Raw genomic sequence first — 19,301 nt, forward strand, 5'->3', positions numbered from 1 at the left:
ATCATGAAACGAAAAAAACTAAGTTCAGCTTTGGTAATCTTGATTTTGATGACACTTGCTGGTTGCGATCGTCAGGCGTCAAATACAGATGAAAAAACAACTACCGATACATCACAACAAGCAGCAAAGACCGTTGCACAAGCTACACAAACATCTGAAATTAAATATGGCTCATATGACGATGAAGATTTTGAAGAAAGCTATAATGAAGCTAAAGCTACAAACATCACTTTAAAGAACTCTGGAACTGAGATCGACGGCTCCGGCGCTTCTGAAAAAGACGGGTCGATCGTGATAACTGCTGGTGGAACGTATGTTTTTTCCGGTGATTACAATGGTCAGGTGAGGATCAGTGCAAAAGATGAAGTTGTTCATTTAGTATTAAATAATGCGAACATCACAAACGATTCTTCTTCTGCGATCTACGTTGAGCAGGCACAAAAAGTAATCACGACTTTAGTAGATGATTCAAACAACAGCTTATCTGATGGAGCCAATTACACCTTTCCTTCTTCGGATGTGACTGAGCCCGATGCTGTATTTTTCAGCAAAGATGATTTGACAATAAACGGTTCAGGGACACTGAATGTGACAGGAAATTATAGCAACGGTATTCGTAGTAAAGATGATTTGATTATCACGAACGGGACGATCAATGTCACAGCCAAAAATAATGCGCTGAAAGGCAAAGACTCTGTATCTATCGCAGACGGCACATTTAGTTTAAAGACGTCAGAAGGAGATGGTATCCAGGCAAACAACGCAACAGATGCTGAGAAAGGGTGGATCGCTATCGATGGCGGAAAAATCAATATTCAATCCGGAAATGATGGTATCCAAGCTGAAACAAATCTATCGATCTCTACTGGGGATATAACGATTCAAACTGCTGACGGCTATGATGATTCAGCCATCGATACAACCAAAAGCTACAAAGGATTGAAAGCTGCAGGTAACATTATAGTTGATTCTGGAACATTTGACCTAAATACCGCAGATGATTCGATCCACGCAAATGCAGCAGTTACCATCAATAATGGGACGTTTTCAATAACAAGTGGTGATGACGGGATTCATGCTGATACTGATTTATTGATCAATAATGGAAAAATCAAAGTCAGTCAATCATATGAAGGACTGGAAGGAGCAACAGTGACAATCAAAGATGGGGATATTTCTGTCAAAGCTTCAGATGATGGAATCAATGCAGCTGGTGGCAGCGCAAACGAAAATGAACAAGAAGGTCCTTTCGGTACGGATTCATTTGGAGGACCAGATGGAGCTGGAGATAGTACAAAATTTATAGAGATTTCTGGTGGTACGGTTTTTGTTGATGCACAGGGTGATGGAGTCGACAGTAATGGTGACATACGAATGACCGAGGGGACATTGATCGTAAACGGACCATTGGATAGTGGGAATGCAGCGTTAGACTATGATGGTTCCTTTACCATTGACGGCGGCACATTTATCGCGAGCGGAAGTTCAGGTATGGCAATGAGTGCGAGCGACTCCTCTTCTCAAGCTAGCCTTAGTATTTATTTTGACGAAACAAAAGCTGCAGGTACACTGATCAATGTGAAGGATGAAACAGGGAAAACCATTGTTTCAGTTGCACCAGCAAAAGATTTTTCTCACATTGCGATTAGTTCACCAAATTTAAAAGTCGGTGAGACAGTCACTCTTTCTATAGATGGGGAAGACTCCGGGACTATGACAAACGGGGTGTATCAAGATGGAAACTATTCAAACGGAACCCAGCTAACTTCTATTTCGATCGACGACGTATTAACCTCAGTGGATCAGTCCGGGAATGAAGTCAGTGGGAATCAGATGGGCGGAGGACAACCGCCGATGTAATTGATTTTCATTGCTTTTGCTCCTACTTTATTGATAAAATGAAGACATCAAATAAAATGAGGTGGATACGATGTCAAAACGAGTAATTATTATGCATTTTGAAGTAGAAAGTCAAGCGTATCAAGCATTTTCAGAAATAAAAAAATTGTATGTAGAAAAACAGGTCAAAGGAGAACAAATGGCGGTAGTCACTCATATCAATGATGGCGTCCATCAATTTAAGATCGATGATTTTCTTGATTTTACAGGTAATGACCATACATCAAAAAATAGTATGATCGGGATGTTGATCGGTATTTTAGGTGGTCCCCTAGGTATTTTACTTGGCTGGTTTGCAGGAAGCCTTTTAGGTGCCAGTCAGGATGCGAAAGAAATTCAAGGGGCGCAAACCGTTTTCGAACATGTCACAAAGCAAATTGGCGAAGGTGAAACGGGACTGATCTTGATTGCAGAAGAAGATGATAATCGTCCATTGAATCATTTGATCATGAATGAATTAGGCGGTGAGATCACTCGTTTAGATTTTGAAGATGTGGAACAAGAAATCTCAGATGCTAAAGCTGTCGAAAAAGAAACAAAGGACTCAGCAGAAAGATCTTGGCGCAATAAAAAGCAAGAATCAAGCGAAAAAGTGGATCATTGATTTTTAAAGCAAATTGAAATAAATAGTTCATGAAGAAGACGTGACAAATGCTGCTTTCGTCTTCTTTTTTTGAGTAAAAAGGTGGGAATAAGATGCTTAAGATACTTTTAGTAGAAGATGATGAAATTTTGTCAGATAGTATTTTGGAGATTTTATCTGAAATCGGAGAAATCGACCAAGTCTATGATGGAGAGGAAGCTCTTTATGAAGGCGAGCGCGGAATTTATGATCTAATTGTTTTGGATCTGATGTTACCGTTAATGTCTGGAGAACAAGTTCTGACAGCACTCCGCAAAAAAAATATTTATACGCCAGTTCTTATTTTGACTGCTAAAGACGGTTTAGAAGATAAGGTAAATGGATTTAAAAATGGGGGAGATGATTATCTGACAAAGCCCTTTCACCGTGAGGAGTTACTACTTCGTGTTCAAGCGTTGGCGAGACGTTCTTTAGGAATGAATGGGAAGAATGAGTTAGTGGTAGCTGACTTACGTTTAGATCCAGATAATCGCCAGGTAAGCTTCAAAGAGCAAGAGCTAGTTCTTCAGGGAAAAGAGTTTGATCTGCTGCACTATCTTATGCAAAACCGCGGGAGAATCATTACTAAAGATCAGCTTTTCGATCGGATTTGGGGATTTCAATCGGATACGACATTAACTGTAGTCGAGGTTTATATGAGTAATCTGAGAAAAAATATGAAACCGTTCGGACTGGATAGCTGGATCAAAACATTACGAAATGTAGGCTACCTCTTTGAAGTGCCTGAAGGTCATGCCCATGAATAAACAACTCAACAAAAGGCAGCGGTTCAATTATTTCTTGATGAATTTAGTTTCCTTTGCCAGCATCTTTTTGATTTTAGGTGTTATCGTATTCCAGCTGGTTCAAACATCGATGTATCAATCTGTAGATAACGATTTGGAGGGACTGGCGACAGATCAAAAATTTATTCAACATCAGTTGATGAAAAAAGAACAGCTGCAAAATCAATCACCCATGTTAGGAAAGTTTGACGGTCCGCCTCCAAACAATTTCCAACAGCAAGTGATCCTCTGGTCTGCAGATGGAAAAATTTTGAACGAAAGAGAGCTGGGTTCTCGGCTTTATGATTTTCAAGCATTAAAGCTATCCACTGATGACTTGAATAAAATTGCTAATGTCCAAACGAAAGACAGTAATGACCGTTCATTACAGTTTCGATCGATCATTCTTCCTACAGAAGGGCAAGAAGATATTGCATACATCCAATTATTAGTGAATACAGATCCTATCAAAGGAACTGTCGAGCGATTCAAACAAATCTTGATCATTTGTATGATCATTTTCGGATTACTTTCGATTGGATTAAGTTATTTTCTTTCAAAATGGTTTATGAAACCCATCTTGATTTCATGGAAAAAACAGCAGGAATTTGTTGAAAATGCCTCTCATGAATTGAGGACCCCTCTTGCGATCATTCAAGCAAAATTGGAAAAACTATTTACAAAACCAAATCATACCATTATGCAAGAATCTGAAACGATTGCACTTTCGTTGGACGAAGTACAGCGTTTGAGTCAACTGACGAGCGACCTATTACTATTGGCTCGTTCGGATTCCAACTCTTTGACATTAGAAAAAACACCTGTGAAAATCAATCACTTTCTAAACACATTGTTACTGCCGTATCAGGAGTTAGCTATTGCTGAAGAGAAACAATTCACGATTGATCTAGGTGAAGAACAGCAACTCTTTTTTGACAAAAAGAGAATCCACCAATTGTTGATCATTCTTTTGGACAATGCTTTGAAATATACGTCATCGGGAGAGCGGATCATCGTTTTTTCTACTGTAAAAAATAGTGAATGGATCATCAAAATCAGTGATACAGGAATCGGTATTCCTGATGATAAAAAAGCGGCGGTGTTTGAGCGCTTCTATCGCGGAGAAGAATCAAGAAATCGCAAAACAGGAGGCAACGGCATAGGTTTAGCTATTGCCCAGTGGATCGTAGACGAACATCAAGGAAAAATAGAGTTGACTGATACTAATCCGAAAGGGACGACCGTCACACTACGTTTTCCTGTAAAATAAATATTATTTGCTAAAGCGAGCACTTTCTTCTAAAATAAAGAAGAAGTTTAAAGAAAGTTAGGAAGCCGATGGAATTACAATTTTTAGGTACAGGTGCTGGGGTTCCAGCAAAACACCGCAATGTCAGCAGCATTGCATTAAAGTTATTAGACGAAAGAAATGCCGTTTGGCTATTCGATTGCGGAGAAGGAACACAACTGCAAATTTTAAAAAGCAATATTCGCCCTAGAAAAATCGAGAAAATCTTTATTACTCATCTACACGGTGATCATATTTTTGGTCTGCCTGGGTTATTGAGCAGCCGCTCATTTCAAGGCGGGAATGAACGACTAGAACTGTACGGTCCTGTTGGAATTGCTTCATTTGTACGTACAGCACTAAAAGTGTCACAAACGCGATTATCTTACGAATTGAAGATTATTGAGATCGATAAAGAAGGCGGTACTATTTTTTCTGACAAACAATTCAGTGTTTCATGTTTACCGTTAGATCATGGAATCGCTAGTTTTGGTTTTCGAATCGTCGAAGCAGATCACGAGGGAGAACTACAAGTTGAAAAACTAAAAGCTTTAAATATCCCATCTGGTCCGATCTACGGGAAAATCAAACGCGGAGAGACGGTCACATTACCGGATGGACAGGAAATCAACGGAAAAGATTTTGTTGGAGAACAAAAAAAAGGACGAACAGTAACGATTTTAGGTGACACTAGAAAAACTAAAAATAGTGTGTTATTAGCTGACCATGCTGATATTCTCGTTCACGAGAGTACGTTCAATAAAGAAGAAGAAAAGATGGCGAAGGCCTATTTCCATTCTACAAGTCATCAAGCTGCACAGGTGGCTCTAAATGCGAATGTTGAGAAGTTGATCTTGACTCATATTAGTGCCCGCTATTTAACTGGTGATATTATTCAACTGGAAAATGAAGCCAAAGAAATTTTCCAAAAAACAAAAATCGTGAAAGATATGGATATCATCGATATACCGTTTAAGGATGAGGGGGATAAGTGATGTTTAAAGGACAGGATTTAACAAATAAAGTGGTCGTTGTAACAGGTGGTTCTGCTGGTTTAGGTGAGCAGATTTGTTATGAGGCAGCTAAGAAAGGCGCTATCGTCGTGGTGTGCGCTCGCCGAATCAATCTAATCGGCAAAGTCAAAGAAATGTGTGAAGAATTGAGTGGGAATGAAGCATACTCATTTCAACTAGATATTGCTGATCCGGATAATGTAGATGCCGTATTTGAAAAAATCGAAGCAGAAGTTGGACCGATCGATGTTTTGGTCAACAATGCTGGTTTTGGTATTTTTGAGAATTTTTTAGAAACAGATTTGGCTATTGCTAAAAATATGTTTGAAGTGAATGTCTTAGGAATGATGGTTTTCACTCAAAAAGTAGCTTTACAGATGGCTGAAAGAGGAACAGGTCATATCATCAATATCGCTTCTATGGCAGGAAAAATGGCGACAGCGAAATCAACGATATATTCTGCAACAAAATTTGCTGTACTTGGTTTTTCCAATGCTTTACGCTTAGAATTAAAACCTTTAGGAATTTCTGTAACGACCGTTAACCCAGGTCCGATCAAAACAGAATTTTTTGATAAGGCAGATCCTTCTGGAGATTATTTGGCATCAGTTGATTTATTTGTATTAGAGCCCAACAAGTTAGCGAAAGAGATCGTTTCAGCGATGGGGACTTTTAAAAGAGAAATCAATCGGCCATTGGCTATGGAGGGGGCATATCGTCTGTATGCGTTATTCCCGCACATTGGTGATTTTTTAGCTGGCGGTTTATTAAATAAGAAGTAGGAGGAAAATACATGAAAAATCAGTGGCGAGTAGTGATTGGCCTTGTTTTAGTTCTTATTATCGTGGTCTTTGCAGTTTTGAACAGTCAGACAGTTCCTGTTAATTTCGGAGTCGCAAAAATCTCAGGTCCTTTGATCTTAACGATTTTAGGATCAGCAATTATAGGAGCGCTAATTGGTCTGTTGACATCAACAACAACGATGTGGAAACAAAAAAAACAAGTAAAAGAACTTGAAAAAACGATTGAAACCTATAAAAATGATAGCGAACAAGCAACGCAGGCAGAAGTGGAAGAAATCAAACGCAGCTATGAAAATCAATTGGCAGAATTACAAGCTAAATATGAAGCGTCCCTTTCAATGAATACGGCTGAACCTGTTGATCCTGAATCTGTAGGAAGCCGTGTCGATCATTTCACTAAGCCGAGAAATAATTGATCCATACATCAAAAAAGACTGATCAGACTGCTCGATGAGCCGCTTGTCCAGTCTTTTTTCTTTTGCATAAAATGAGAGACTTTCTTTAGTTTTCCGTTTGAATTTGTTATAATTACTTGGTTAGGAGTGGTGACGTGAAAAAAGCAAAATATGCATGGCGATTGCAAGAAAAGAGCGAATTGCCGGCAGAGTTTACAGAAATACTAACAAATGAAAAAATCAATCCCTTATTAGGACAGATTCTATGGCATCGCGGGGTCCAGTCTGCGGAAGCCTTAGAAACTTTTTTACGTCCAACGATAGAAAATCTTTATGATCCTTTTTTGATGTACGATATGGAAAAAGCTGTTACTAGAATTCAAGATGCTGTTGCGCAAGGTGAAAAAATTTTAGTTTATGGTGACTATGATGCCGATGGGATCACAAGTACGACTGTGATGAAAGAGGCGATCGAGCTGATTGGTGGCGAAGTGGATTATTTCTTGCCGAATCGCTTTAAGCATGGCTATGGTCCAAATTTGTCTGTCTTTAAAGAGCAAATAGAAGAAGGCGTTCAATTGATCGTAACGGTCGATAATGGAGTTGCTGGGCATGAAGCGATTGAGTACGCTGAAACTCAAGGAGTCAATGTGATCGTTACCGATCATCACGAATTGCCTTCAGATTTACCGAATGCTTTTGCTATTATTCATCCAAAACATCCTAAAGGCTCATATCCGTTCAGTGATCTAGCTGGGGTGGGTGTTGCATTTAAAGTGGCTACAGCCTTGTTAGGAGAGTTGCCAGTTGAGTTTTTAGACTTAGTTGCGATCGGTACGATCGCTGATTTAGTTTCTTTAACAGACGAAAACAGAGTTCTTGTAAAAATGGGTCTTGAAATGATTCAGACGGGTGAACGAATCGGTCTAGATATGTTGATTCATTTAGCAGAATTAAAAAAAGAAAGTATCTCAGAAGAAAATATTGGTTTTACCATTGGTCCTCGTTTAAACGCGTTAGGCAGATTAGGTGATGCGGCACCTGGTGTTGAGCTGATGACGACTTTTGACGAAGAAGAAGCGCAGCAGATCGCAATGTATGTCAATAGCCAAAACGAAGAACGAAAAGAAATCGTATCAAGGATCACAAAAGAAGCCTTTGAGCTGATCGATCCTGCTGATTCAGTTCACGTTCTTGCAAAACAAGGATGGCATGAAGGGGTTTTGGGGATCGTTGCCGGCAGAATTATGCAGGACACAGGAAAGCCAACGATCGTTTTGACGATCGATGAGCATAATGAATTGGCTAAAGGATCTGGGCGAAGTGTTTCAGCACTGAATCTATTTGATGCTCTAAATGAGATTCGTGAATCGTTCACGCATTTTGGCGGACATCATATGGCTGCTGGAATGACTTTACCTGTTGAAAATATTTCTAAAGTAAAAGAACATTTGCTGAATTATCTGGAAGTAAAGCAAATTGATCTTTCTCAAGGGCAAGAACTATTGATAGATGAAACATTAAAAATAGAAGAGGTTACACTACCTTTTATTCAGCAATTGAAAATCTTGGCTCCCTTCGGTACGGATAATCCTGTTCCTAACTTCCTATTCCAAGATGTTTCCATCGAGCAGAGCAAGCAAATCGGTGCGGATAAAAGTCATCTTAAGTTCCAATTAGTTCAATCTAGTGCAAAATTAGATGCAATTGCCTTTCAGATGGGCAGCCAAATCGATGAACTAGGGCAAGGGAAGACGAACATCTCCGGACAATTATCGATCAACGAATGGAATGGCAATAAAAAACCGCAATTGATGGTCAATGATTTTTCCGTTGATGGTATGCAGTTATTTGACTTGAGAGGAAAAAATAATCGTCAAAAAGAAATACCTGTCACTAACACTCTATTTATTTATTTTAACGAAAATAATCAAAAATTGATCGATAATCCTGCAGCAAATCGAGTGTTGTTTAGTCACCTCGAAGATATTTTAGAAACGATCAAAACAAATCAAATTGAACAACTAGTATTTGTTGATTGTCCGGATGATCACTCATTGATCAAGCAAATTACTTTGCAGGGACAGATTGAACGAGTATATTTGATGGGCATTTCACCAGAAGAAGCTTATTTAAATGGTGTGGGCACAAGGGAGCAATACGCGCAATTGTTCAAATTCGTTAAACAACAAGAACAAGTCGATGTTCGGTATAAGCTGGATAATGTAGCGCAATACCTAAATATTCAAAAAAAATTATTAATTTTTATGATTCAGGTGTTTTTTGACTTGGGATTTGTTACAATAGAAAACGGTGTTTTAAGAAAAGTTGAAAAACCTGAAAATCATCCATTGACAGAGAGTACAGTTTATCAAACTCGCTTAAAACGAATCAAAACAGAAGAATTTTTGTTATACAGCGATCGTGAGACATTACAACAATGGCTGTGGAATGAGGAGGAAGTATAAAAATGAATTTGAAAGATTATATTGCTAGTATTCCCGATTACCCTGAAAAAGGCATCGTTTTCAGAGATATCTCACCATTGATGGCAAATGGAGATGCGTATCGTGAAGCAACAAAGCAAATCGTTGATTATGCAAAAGAAAAAAGAATAGACATGGTCGTAGGACCAGAAGCTAGAGGCTTTATCGTAGGCTGTCCAGTCGCCTATGAATTAGGTGTAGGATTTGCTCCAGTTCGTAAAAAAGGCAAATTGCCACGCGAAACAATCGAAGTTACTTATGATTTAGAATACGGAACAGATACATTGACGCTTCACAAAGATGCGATCCAGCCTGGACAACGTGTTTTGATTTGCGATGATTTACTAGCAACTGGCGGAACGATCAAAGCAACAGTTGAATTGATCGAATCTTTGGGTGGAATCGTTGTTGGCTGTGCTTTCTTGATCGAGCTAATGGATCTTCATGGACGAGATAAAATCAGTGACTATGAAATTGTTACATTGATGGAGTATTGATAAAACAAAAAGATGTTGAAGGGTTGACCGTAAAGGTGGTCTACTTCAACATCTTTTTTAGTTATAAACACAACGAATCGTACTATTTTTTATGGATACTTCCGATAGACATACCGTTGATGTTCACTTTTTTTTCGAGTATGAATATATCTTTTCTCATCCCATAACATAAACCATATAATAAAGAGAGGGCTAACGATAAGTAAAGCTGAACGCAACCCTAATGTTCCTAAGAAAATACCAATAATCAATACAACAAATAATAACCCGCCACGACGAATAGCTTTCATTCTTAATCACCTCATAATTTTTTATCGAACAAATGTTTGTATAGTTATTATACGAATGTTTGTTCGGTTTGTAAAGAGATAAATGCAAAAAAAGTTCTTCTTTTTTTATAAAAGAAGAACTTTTTTGATTCGTGGTGTAAAAAGATAAGCTGTACATGATTTTTAAGTGAAGAATAGAATAGAGAAAAACATAAAGCCAGCACCCAACATAACGAACAGATGCCAAACCACATGCATAAATCGTACACTCTTTAAACTATAAAATGCTGCTCCTAGCGTATATGAAACACCGCCGGCAACCAATAATGCAGTTCCTGTGAATCCTAAAGAATCATATAGTGGTTTAGCTGCGGTTAAACAAAGCCAACCCATGATAATATAAATCACTGTAGAAATATTTTTGACGGTCTCTTGCTTGTGTAGTGTAAGAGACTTATAAACGACACCGCTGATTGCCATCAACCAAATCAGTACGAACAATAACCAGCCCAGCCAACCTTTGACGCTTAATAAGCAAAAGGGGGTATAACTACCTGCGATCAGTAAGAAAATCGAACTATGATCGAAAACCTGAAAGACTTTTTTTGCTCGCGTAAAAATTAGACTATGGAACAACGTCGATGACAGGAACAATAAAATCAAAGTTGATCCATAGATTGCATAGGAGACAACATGAACTGCAGAGCCAAGACGTGCCCCTTTGACGAGTAAAATCACAAGTCCAGCAATACTCAAGCCGGCACCGATGCCATGAGTCACTGCGTTGAGGACTTCATTTAAAATCATGTATTTTCTGGAGAATTTTGCTTTTTCCAAGAAATCAACTTCCTTCATTTTAATTTGGTGAAAAATACTTCTTTGTCTGTTATACTATAAACAGACATTCAAGCCTCAAAAGTATTTTACCACGAATTGGGGTTGTTTTTAAAGGAAGAGTGATAAAATTATGACAAATGTTAAAGTTGTGACGGATTCTTCTTGTACGATGTTGAAAAGTGTACGAGATGAACTAGACATTCAAATGATGCCTTTATCTGTAATGATCGATGGTGTTGTATACGCTGACGATGATCATTTGGAAGGTGAACACTTCATGGAACTGATGGCTTCAGCTAAATCTTTGCCTAAAACAAGCCAACCGCCAATTGGCGAATTTGTTGAGCTTTATGATCGTCTAGGGGCTGACGGCAGTGAAATAATTTCCATACACATGACTAAAGGACTAAGTGGTACAGTTGAAGCTGCGCGCCAAGCCAGCAATCTAAGTACCAGTAAAGTGACAGTTATCGATAGTGATTTTACCGATCAAGGCTTGTCATTCCAAGTGATCCAAGCTGCAAAACTTGCTAAAAATGGCGCAAGCCTTCCTGAGATATTAGCTGAGATCAATCATGTCAAAGAAAATACCAAACTATTTATCGGGATTTCTACATTAGATAACTTGGTTAAAGGTGGTCGTATTAGTCGGGCAACAGGGCTTTTGTCGAATATTTTCAATATGAAAGTGGTCATGGACTTTGAACATACAGAATTGATTCCAGTGGCTAAAGGTCGAGGAATAAAAACCTTCAACAAATGGTTTGATGAACTTAAAAATGAATTAAGTCAATTATCCAATGTACGCCAAATTGGTATTTCACATGCTGATGGTTTAGAGTTAGCGAATGGGTTCAAAGAAGGTTTACAAGCTTTGTTTCCTGATATGGATATTCCTGTGCTGCACACTAACCCTGTTATCGCGACACATACAGGTAAAGGTGCTTTTGCCATCATGTATTATACAGACTAGCAATCAAACACTTAGCTTTAGTTTGATTTAGAATTATTTAAGATGTAAGACGAACAATTTTTTGAGCTGTACCACTTCAGAAAATTTGTGACTGAGGAATAACTGGACAAGTTATCGCTCAGTCACTTTTTTCTAGTTTTCTGATGAAAGTGATATAAAAGCATAGAAAATCAGTCTGATTTTGTGTATCATAGCGATTAATAGTAAGTTTAAATGACCGTTTGGAGGTAGCAATCCTACCTCATTTGATTTATGTAAAGGAAGGGATAGAATGAACTATTTTTTTCAAAAAAACTGGCGAAGCTTTGCAATTTTCTTTGCCACGATCATCAGCGTTTTCTTGCTCCTGATGATCACAATCCCTAAAGCGAAACCGATTTTAGGAACTGGTGACCAAAAAACAGAAAAAAGAGCGACAAAAGAAGTGATACATTATGCGGCGATAGGTGATTCATTAACTGAAGGGATCGGCGATTTAACTAACTCTGGCGGTTTTGTTCCGTTAGTTGCCAACGATTTACAAGAAGAATATCATTTGAATGGTGTTCAAACAGATAATTTTGGTAAAAATGGCGACCGCAGCGACCAAATTCTTAAAAGAATCAAGAAAAAAGAAGAGATCCAGACAGGATTAGCTTCTGCCGATTTGATTTCTTTAACAGTTGGCGGAAATGATTTGATGAAAGTCATTAAAGGAGACGTTTTTCGTCTAACACAAGATTCTTTCAAAAAGCCTCTCAAAAAATATCAGAGCCAAGTGGAACAGTTACTTGCGGAGATCCGTAAATACAATCCAGAGGCACCTATTTATGTAGTGGGCATTTATAATCCATTTTATCTCTATTTTCCTGAAATCACTGAGATGCAAGATATCGTAGATAATTGGAATGAGGGAACTAAAGAAATCGTTGAAGCTGAAGGGAATTCTTATTTTATTCCAATCAATGATTTATTATATAAAGGCGTAGACGACCAGGTTGGGATCGTTAGTGCTGATCAGACTGCCTCGTCAAGTGAAAATCGTGATATCAAAAACAATGCTCTTTATGAAGAAGATCGATTCCATCCAAATAATTTGGGTTATCAACTTATGGCAAGTGCGATTCGTGATGAAATGGTCAAAACAAATAATAAATGGCTAGAAAAAGGAAGTGAGTGAACAAGATGAACAATGAACAAGAGACTTCTAAAAAGGAAAAAGACGCTAAGCAGAGAAAACAAAAGAAAGACGTGCAAACGCCAATGAATCGTTGGAAGATCGCTTTTCTTATTTTAGTTGGTACTATTATTGCAAGTTTAGCTTTTATTTTTGTAAGAATCACTCAAGTTCGTGAGCCTAATTATAAACCGGTTCCTGAACTGGTTGCTAAAGAGGGAACACCTGTAATTGCTATTCAATCAAATAAAAAACAGGTCAATGCATTGATCGATTTTTTCCTTAGTGATTTTCAAAAGGATTCTGACATTACCTATAAATTTTATTTAGAAAACGAAGCTATGTTGAACGGAACTTTTGAAGTTTTAGGCTATCCAATTGAATTCAACCTTTATTTCGATCCATTTGTGATGAATGATGGCAATGTTCAACTAAAGGCTAAAAGTTTATCAATTGGAACGCTAGGTTTACCAATAAAAGAGATCTTGAAGTTTGTTCAGCGAGATTATAAGCTACCAAGTTGGGTAGAGGTAAATCCGGATGACAGTACTATTTTGCTGCGTTTAGATCAGTTTAGAATGCAAAACGGCCTGTTTATTCGAGCAGAAAAAATCAATTTAGTGGACGATGATATTCGAATGAACATCTATCTACCAAAAGATACTTCAAGTAAGGAGGATTAATTATGAGTGAAAAAGCAATATTTGCTGGAGGTTGTTTTTGGTGCATGATCCAGCCGTTCGATACCCAACCTGGCATTCTTTCGGTTACCTCTGGGTATACAGGAGGACATGTGCCTAATCCCACTTACGAGCAAGTCTTGAGTCATACTACTGGGCATACTGAAGCTGTCGAGATTGAATTTGATCCTGAAATCATGTCATATGAACGATTAGTAGAAATATACTGGCAGCAAACAGATCCTACCGATGCTCTTGGGCAATTCGAAGATCGCGGGGACAATTATCGACCAGTGATTTTTTACACAACAGATGAGCAAAAGGAAATTGCGATACAAAGTCGAAAAGCATTAGCGGAAAGCGGACGCTTTGATGATCCTATAGTTACAAAGATCGAACCGGCTGTCACTTTTTATCCTGCCGAAGACTATCATCAAGATTTTTATCAAAAAGACCCTGAACGCTACGAAGATGCTCACGCAAATCGAGCAAATTTTATAAAAGAAAATTGGTGAATCAATGAGAAGAAGTTTCTACCATTACTTAATGACTTTACGAGCTCCTAAAAAAACTGCAGAAAGTCAATTTGCCAATGACGCTGCAAAAGACATTCAATTCCCAAAACAATCTGAGGATTATCATGAAATATCCAGTTACTTGGAAATGAATGTAGATTATATAAGCAATATGCTCATTTTTGATGAGTTGTGGGAAAAATACTTAGAAAACAACAAATAAAAAGCGGGGAAGACTTTTCCTTGCTTTTTTTTCATGTTACACTGGAATGCATGCAGTATAAATTAGCAGGAAGGAGAGAACGCTATGAAAGAGAAACGACAAGTGCCTTATTATCAGTACATAATTTCAATTTTATGTGTCGCGTTTCTTGTTGGAAGTGGTAGTTATATTTATTTTGATCACCAATATAAAAAACAACTTGCAGATCGTCCAATGCAAAGCAGTGAGCTAAAAAAAGTTGACGCTCTTTACAACGAAATTGTCACAAATTACGTCGGAAAGGTCGATGAAGAAAAGCTAGTAGATGGTGCACTAAAAGGAATGACAGAAGCGTTAGACGATCCATATTCCAGCTATTTAAATGAACCCGAGGCAGATGAACTGGATCAAAGTCTTTCAGGAAGTTTTGAGGGAATTGGTGCAACCATGACCATGACCGATGAACTACCTACTGTGGCACAAGCACCGATCGACGGATCTCCAGCTGCAAAGGCAGGAATCAAAGCAAACGATCAAATCATCAAAGTGGATGATGAGGAAACAAAAGGAAAAACACTCACTGAAGTTGTAAGTAAAATACGAGGAAAAAAAGGGACAGAAGTCCGCTTGACCATCACTCGTGGTTCTGAAACTTTTGAGCTAAAATTAAAACGAGATACGATCCCGATCGAAACTGTTAAGGGAGAAATCGATGCCAAAGATAAAACGATCGGCAGCATCAAAATTTCTTCCTTTGGTGAAAATACATACCAAGAGTTGAAAGATACGATCATCTCATTAAGAAAAGACGGGGCAACCTCCTTCGTGATCGATTTACGTCAAAATCCTGGGGGCTTATTGGATCAGGTGGAACAGATGGCCAGTATGTTCTTAGAAGATGGTCAAACTATCGTGAAATTTGAAGATAAGCAGGGAAATACAAGTGAAGATACGGCTTCTTCTGAATTAGATGACGGGTTTAAAGTAAAAGAGCCAACTGTTGTTTTGGTGGACGAAGGCAGTGCGAGTGCTTCTGAAATTTTCGCAGCGGCTCTAAAAGAATCTGGAAATAAAAAAATCATTGGGATGAAAACCTTCGGCAAAGGCACTGTCCAATCAGTGAAGAATTTGAACGATAAAAGTGAGATCAAATTGACTGTGATGAAGTGGTTGACGCCTAAAGGTGAGTGGATTCATGAAAAAGGATTAGAGCCAACGATCAAAGCAGATTACCCTGACTATGCCTATCTAGCTCCGATTTCTAGAGACAAAACATTGAAAATAGGCGATTCTTCCTCTGTTGTCAAAAATCTCAATGCTTTATTAAAAGCTTTGGGATATGAAGTAAATGCCGAAAGCAGTGATTTTTCTGAAGAAACGAAAAATGCTGTAGCTGCTGTTCAAACTGAGAACGGTCTTCCAGCTACTGGTGAAGTAGATAACGAAACTGCAGATCATATCGAAAAAGAAGTAGCGAAAAAAATTGTTGAAAATGATCAAGCCTATGATTTAGGCATCAAAGAATTACAGGAAGAACGAAACAAAAATTAAAAATGATGGTGTGAATTGGGGTGATTCATCAAACGATATTTTACCTTTTTCACACCTTTACTTTATTTTGCAAAAGGATTCATTTTTTTCTATAAAAATAGTCGCTTTTTCTAATGTTCTTCCTTTATAATAAGATAGACGAAAGGATGGGGAAGATGAATCAAAAGAAAAATTATGTTGGTTACTTTATTTCTTTCATGAAATTACTCATTCCTTCTGTTGTCTTAGTTTTTATTTTGAGAGGTTTTTTCTTGATTCCTGTTCCGGTTGACGGAAGTTCAATGGCCAAAACACTGAATCAAGGGGATATGATCGTGATGGAGAAGTTCACTTCGATCAAGCGGTTTGATGTAGTTGTGTTTAAATTACCGAATGGATCGATTTATATTAAACGGATCATTGGACTGCCGGGGGATGCAATTCGCTATGAGAACGATCAGCTTTATGTGAATGAAACTCCGGTAGAAGAACCCTTCCTAGAAAAAAATCTGAAAAAAGATCATGAAACGGTTCCTTACACGACCAATTTTGATTTGAGTGATCTGATTACAGAAAAGGTGCTGCCTGAAGATCATTACTTTGTACTAGGTGATAACCGTCGGATGTCAAAGGATAGCCGTTCTTTCGGAGCAGTCGAAAGTAAGTATATTTTAGGCAAAGCGCAATTTGTGTACTACCCATTTTCACACATGAAATTTATACCAAGATAGGTGATAAAATGACAATACAGTGGTTCCCAGGACATATGGCAAAAGCCAGAAGAGAAGTATCAGAGAAAATCAAATACGTAGATATCGTATTTGAACTGATTGATGCGAGATTACCGCTTTCATCCCGCAATCCAATGATGGATCAAATCGTTCAGCAAAAACCTCGATTGATCTTATTGAATAAAGGAGATTTGGCAGATAAGGAGCAGAATCAAAAATGGCAACAATATTTTCAAGAAAAAGGTTACCATACCCTGATTATCAATGCTCAGCAGAATAAAGGAGTCAATAAAATCGTTCCAGAAGCCAAAAAGGCTCTGAAAGAGAAAATCGAACGTGAACGAGCAAAAGGACTGAAGCCTCGCGCGATCCGTGCCATGTGCATTGGGATTCCTAATGTCGGGAAATCAACGCTGATGAATCGATTAGTCGGAAAAAAAATAGCACAAACAGGCAACAAGCCGGGTGTTACCAAAGGACAACAATGGCTACGTTCAGGAACGGAGCTAGAACTTTTAGATACGCCGGGTATTTTGTGGCCTAAATTTGAAGATCAGGAAATTGGAAAAAAATTGGCATTGACGGGAGCAATCAAGGATCAACTTCTTCATTTAGATGATTTAGCCATTTATGGTTTGTCGTTTTTTTCTCGTTTTTATCCTGAGCGTTTGATTGAACGATACCGTCTAACTGAAGAAGAAACTTTTTTACCACCTGCGGAGCTTTTGATGCTGATCAGTCAAAAACGTGGGTACCGTGATGATTACGATCGAGCAAGTGAAATGATCATCCAGGAGATCCGAAGCAGTAAATTGGGACCTTATACATTAGATCGTTGGGAAGAATTAGGAGCTATAAATGATGAAAGCTGAATCGATTCAACAAATAAAAATGGCTTTAGCTGAAATTGATAGAAGAGATGACGAACGAATTGAGCACTGGCAGCAAGATGAGCGCAGCGGAGTACAACAAGCTCTCAAGCAATGGGAACGCAGAATTCAACGACATGAAAAGGACATAGCGCTTTTAGATGAGATGCAAGTGTTTGAAAGGAATGCCCGCGCACAAGGACATCGTTTGATCGTAGGAATCGACGAGGTTGGTCGAGGTCCTTTGGCTGGACCAGTTGTTGCAGCAGCGGTTATTTTACCAGAAAAATTTCAATTGCTTGGTGTTAATGATTCTAAAAAGTTATCTGCTAAAAAAAGAGATGAGCTTTATGATCAAATTCAAAATCAAGCTATTTCTATCGGTATTGGCATGGTTGATCACAATAAAATCGATGAAATCAATATCTATCAGGCATCTAAACTTGCAATGGGAATCGCATTAGAAGATCTATGCTTCATTCCTGATTATTTGTTGATAGATGCAATGACTTTGGATGTCAAGATCCCTCAAGAAAATATCATAAAAGGAGATGCACGTTCTGTTTCGATTGCAGCTGCAAGTATTGTAGCAAAAGTTATTCGTGATCGATTGATGGAGGACTATGCCAAAATGTATCCCGGTTATGGTTTTGAAAAAAATGCTGGTTATGGAACAAAAGAGCATTTACAAGGGATCAAGGAGCTGGGAATTTGTAAAATTCATAGAAAGACCTTTGCTCCAATAAAAGATTTTTGCTAAAAAATAAAAAAGACCTTTTTTTGCGGATACTTACTATAACAAGTATACACAAAGGAAGGTTTTTTTATGAATGAAGAACAACGGGCACTATTTTTTAAACTTTCGGTATGTAAAGGCATAGGCAATCTAGGAATGCTAAAAGTATTAGATTTTTCAATGAATTATAATAATATAGCTGATTTCTCCAAAGAAGAGATTATTCACATAGCTGAAATCCGAACCTATCAGAAGATTTTTTTACACTCTTGGGAGTATTGGACTAGAGAAGATAAGAGCCTAAGATCTTTTCAAGAACAGCATAATTTTATTACAATTTTAGATGATGACTATCCAACGTATCTCAAGCAAATCTATAATTGTCCAGTTTTATTATTTTACCAAGGAAATATCGCTCTTTTAAAGAATCCTTGTTTATCTTTTGTTGGCGCTAGATCTTCTTCTGTTTATGGAATAAATGTCGTTAGGCAATTAGTACCTAAAATGATTGAACATGGGCTGACGATCGTCAGTGGATTAGCTAAGGGAATAGATAGTGTGAGCCATCAAATAGCAATGCATCATTCAGGTCAAACGATCGGTGTGATCGGAACGGGACTAGACTATTGCTACCCAAAAGAAACAGCTCATGTTCAACGCAAAATGATGGCAGAACAGCTAGTGATCAGTGAGTATCCTAACGGAACAAAGCCAAGAAAATACCATTTTCCAATGAGAAACCGGATCATCGCAGGCATCAGTTTAGGTACATGTGTGATCGAGGCCAGTAAAAAAAGTGGCTCTTTAATTACTGCACAAGCAGCATTAGAATACGGAAGAGAAGTATTTGCAGTTCCGGGAAATTCACTAGATTTGCGTTCTGATGGCTGTCATACACTGATTCAAGAAGGTGCAAAGTGTACGATTTGCCCTCAAGATATCCTTGAAGAAATCCAAAATTTTTCAATTTAATACTATCAATCCTTGACAAACCTGTGATGAATAGATATGATGA

At 38.1% G+C, this 19,301-nt stretch carries 21 protein-coding genes; 19 read left to right on the forward strand and 2 right to left on the reverse strand.

What is annotated here, in order from left to right; all coding sequences use genetic code 11:
• Positions 1–3 precede the first annotated feature (3 nt).
• The 9 genes from IGI58_RS16145 (at position 4) to IGI58_RS16185 (ending at position 9,788) form a co-directional block, all read left to right on the forward strand.
• Positions 4–1,860 (forward strand): carbohydrate-binding domain-containing protein, encoded by a 1,857-nt coding sequence (locus IGI58_RS16145; protein ID WP_429952591.1) that lies wholly within the window; start codon positions 4–6, stop codon positions 1,858–1,860.
• A 70-nt stretch (positions 1,861–1,930) separates the two neighbouring features.
• A complete protein-coding gene (locus tag IGI58_RS16150; RefSeq protein ID WP_087640112.1) occupies positions 1,931–2,503 on the forward strand; it encodes a DUF1269 domain-containing protein in 573 nt (190 codons plus the stop codon).
• Between the two features lie 92 nt (positions 2,504–2,595).
• Positions 2,596–3,288, forward strand: coding sequence for a response regulator transcription factor (locus IGI58_RS16155; RefSeq protein ID WP_225533941.1), 693 nt, complete (start codon positions 2,596–2,598; stop codon positions 3,286–3,288).
• The gene (locus IGI58_RS16160; RefSeq protein ID WP_429952590.1) at positions 3,281–4,576 is read left to right on the forward strand and encodes a sensor histidine kinase; all 1,296 of its coding nucleotides are present in this window, start codon (positions 3,281–3,283) and stop codon (positions 4,574–4,576) included. Before IGI58_RS16155 ends, IGI58_RS16160 begins: the two co-directional genes overlap by 8 nt.
• Before the next feature lie 68 nt (positions 4,577–4,644).
• A complete protein-coding gene (rnz, locus tag IGI58_RS16165; RefSeq protein ID WP_087640109.1) occupies positions 4,645–5,589 on the forward strand; it encodes a ribonuclease Z in 945 nt (314 codons plus the stop codon).
• Positions 5,589–6,389, forward strand: coding sequence for an SDR family NAD(P)-dependent oxidoreductase (locus IGI58_RS16170; RefSeq protein ID WP_225533943.1), 801 nt, complete (start codon positions 5,589–5,591; stop codon positions 6,387–6,389). Before rnz ends, IGI58_RS16170 begins: the two co-directional genes overlap by 1 nt.
• Positions 6,390–6,400: 11 nt before the next feature.
• A complete protein-coding gene (locus IGI58_RS16175; protein ID WP_087640107.1) occupies positions 6,401–6,826 on the forward strand; it encodes a LapA family protein in 426 nt (141 codons plus the stop codon).
• Positions 6,827–6,960: 134 nt separating this feature from the next.
• The gene (gene recJ / locus IGI58_RS16180) at positions 6,961–9,273 is read left to right on the forward strand and encodes a single-stranded-DNA-specific exonuclease RecJ (protein WP_429952589.1); all 2,313 of its coding nucleotides are present in this window, start codon (positions 6,961–6,963) and stop codon (positions 9,271–9,273) included.
• Between the two features lie 2 nt (positions 9,274–9,275).
• Complete coding sequence (locus IGI58_RS16185; RefSeq protein WP_087640105.1) at positions 9,276–9,788, forward strand: adenine phosphoribosyltransferase; 513 nt, start codon at positions 9,276–9,278, stop codon at positions 9,786–9,788.
• An 89-nt stretch (positions 9,789–9,877) separates the two neighbouring features.
• Here IGI58_RS16185 and IGI58_RS16190 read toward each other — a convergent pair whose 3' ends face one another.
• A complete protein-coding gene (locus IGI58_RS16190; RefSeq protein WP_225533945.1) occupies positions 9,878–10,078 on the reverse strand; it encodes a hypothetical protein in 201 nt (66 codons plus the stop codon).
• Positions 10,079–10,240: 162 nt separating this feature from the next.
• Positions 10,241–10,894, reverse strand: a complete 654-nt coding sequence (gene trhA / locus IGI58_RS16195; protein ID WP_176372775.1) for a PAQR family membrane homeostasis protein TrhA — start codon at positions 10,892–10,894, stop codon at positions 10,241–10,243.
• Between the two features lie 130 nt (positions 10,895–11,024).
• Here trhA and IGI58_RS16200 point away from each other — a divergent pair, with 130 nt between their 5' ends.
• The 10 genes from IGI58_RS16200 (at position 11,025) to dprA (ending at position 19,258) form a co-directional block, all read left to right on the forward strand.
• Positions 11,025–11,867, forward strand: a complete 843-nt coding sequence (locus tag IGI58_RS16200) for a DegV family protein (protein ID WP_087640102.1) — start codon at positions 11,025–11,027, stop codon at positions 11,865–11,867.
• 271 nt (positions 11,868–12,138) lie between these two features.
• A complete protein-coding gene (locus IGI58_RS16205; protein WP_429952588.1) occupies positions 12,139–13,026 on the forward strand; it encodes an SGNH/GDSL hydrolase family protein in 888 nt (295 codons plus the stop codon).
• Positions 13,027–13,109: 83 nt separating this feature from the next.
• Positions 13,110–13,706, forward strand: a complete 597-nt coding sequence (locus IGI58_RS16210; RefSeq protein WP_429955265.1) for a YpmS family protein — start codon at positions 13,110–13,112, stop codon at positions 13,704–13,706.
• Positions 13,707–13,708: 2 nt separating this feature from the next.
• Positions 13,709–14,218, forward strand: coding sequence for a peptide-methionine (S)-S-oxide reductase MsrA (gene msrA, locus IGI58_RS16215; RefSeq protein WP_429952587.1), 510 nt, complete (start codon positions 13,709–13,711; stop codon positions 14,216–14,218).
• A 4-nt stretch (positions 14,219–14,222) separates the two neighbouring features.
• Complete coding sequence (locus IGI58_RS16220; protein ID WP_087640099.1) at positions 14,223–14,441, forward strand: YozE family protein; 219 nt, start codon at positions 14,223–14,225, stop codon at positions 14,439–14,441.
• Between the two features lie 84 nt (positions 14,442–14,525).
• Positions 14,526–15,971, forward strand: coding sequence for a S41 family peptidase (locus IGI58_RS16225; RefSeq protein ID WP_429952586.1), 1,446 nt, complete (start codon positions 14,526–14,528; stop codon positions 15,969–15,971).
• 155 nt (positions 15,972–16,126) lie between these two features.
• Complete coding sequence (gene lepB / locus IGI58_RS16230; protein ID WP_429952585.1) at positions 16,127–16,681, forward strand: signal peptidase I; 555 nt, start codon at positions 16,127–16,129, stop codon at positions 16,679–16,681.
• Positions 16,682–16,689: 8 nt separating this feature from the next.
• Entirely contained in the window at positions 16,690–17,553 is an 864-nt protein-coding gene (ylqF, locus tag IGI58_RS16235; RefSeq protein ID WP_087640096.1) for a ribosome biogenesis GTPase YlqF, read from the forward strand.
• Entirely contained in the window at positions 17,543–18,310 is a 768-nt protein-coding gene (locus IGI58_RS16240) for a ribonuclease HII (RefSeq protein WP_087640095.1), read from the forward strand. Before ylqF ends, IGI58_RS16240 begins: the two co-directional genes overlap by 11 nt.
• Before the next feature lie 66 nt (positions 18,311–18,376).
• On the forward strand, positions 18,377–19,258 hold the full coding sequence (gene dprA / locus IGI58_RS16245) for a DNA-processing protein DprA (protein WP_429952584.1): 882 nt from the start codon (positions 18,377–18,379) through the stop codon (positions 19,256–19,258).
• The last annotated feature ends 43 nt before the right edge of the window (positions 19,259–19,301 follow it).

The sequence above is a fragment of the Enterococcus sp. AZ020 genome (assembly GCF_050499205.1).
GTDB classification, from domain to species: Bacteria; Bacillota; Bacilli; order Lactobacillales; family Enterococcaceae; genus Enterococcus_L; species Enterococcus_L dunnyi.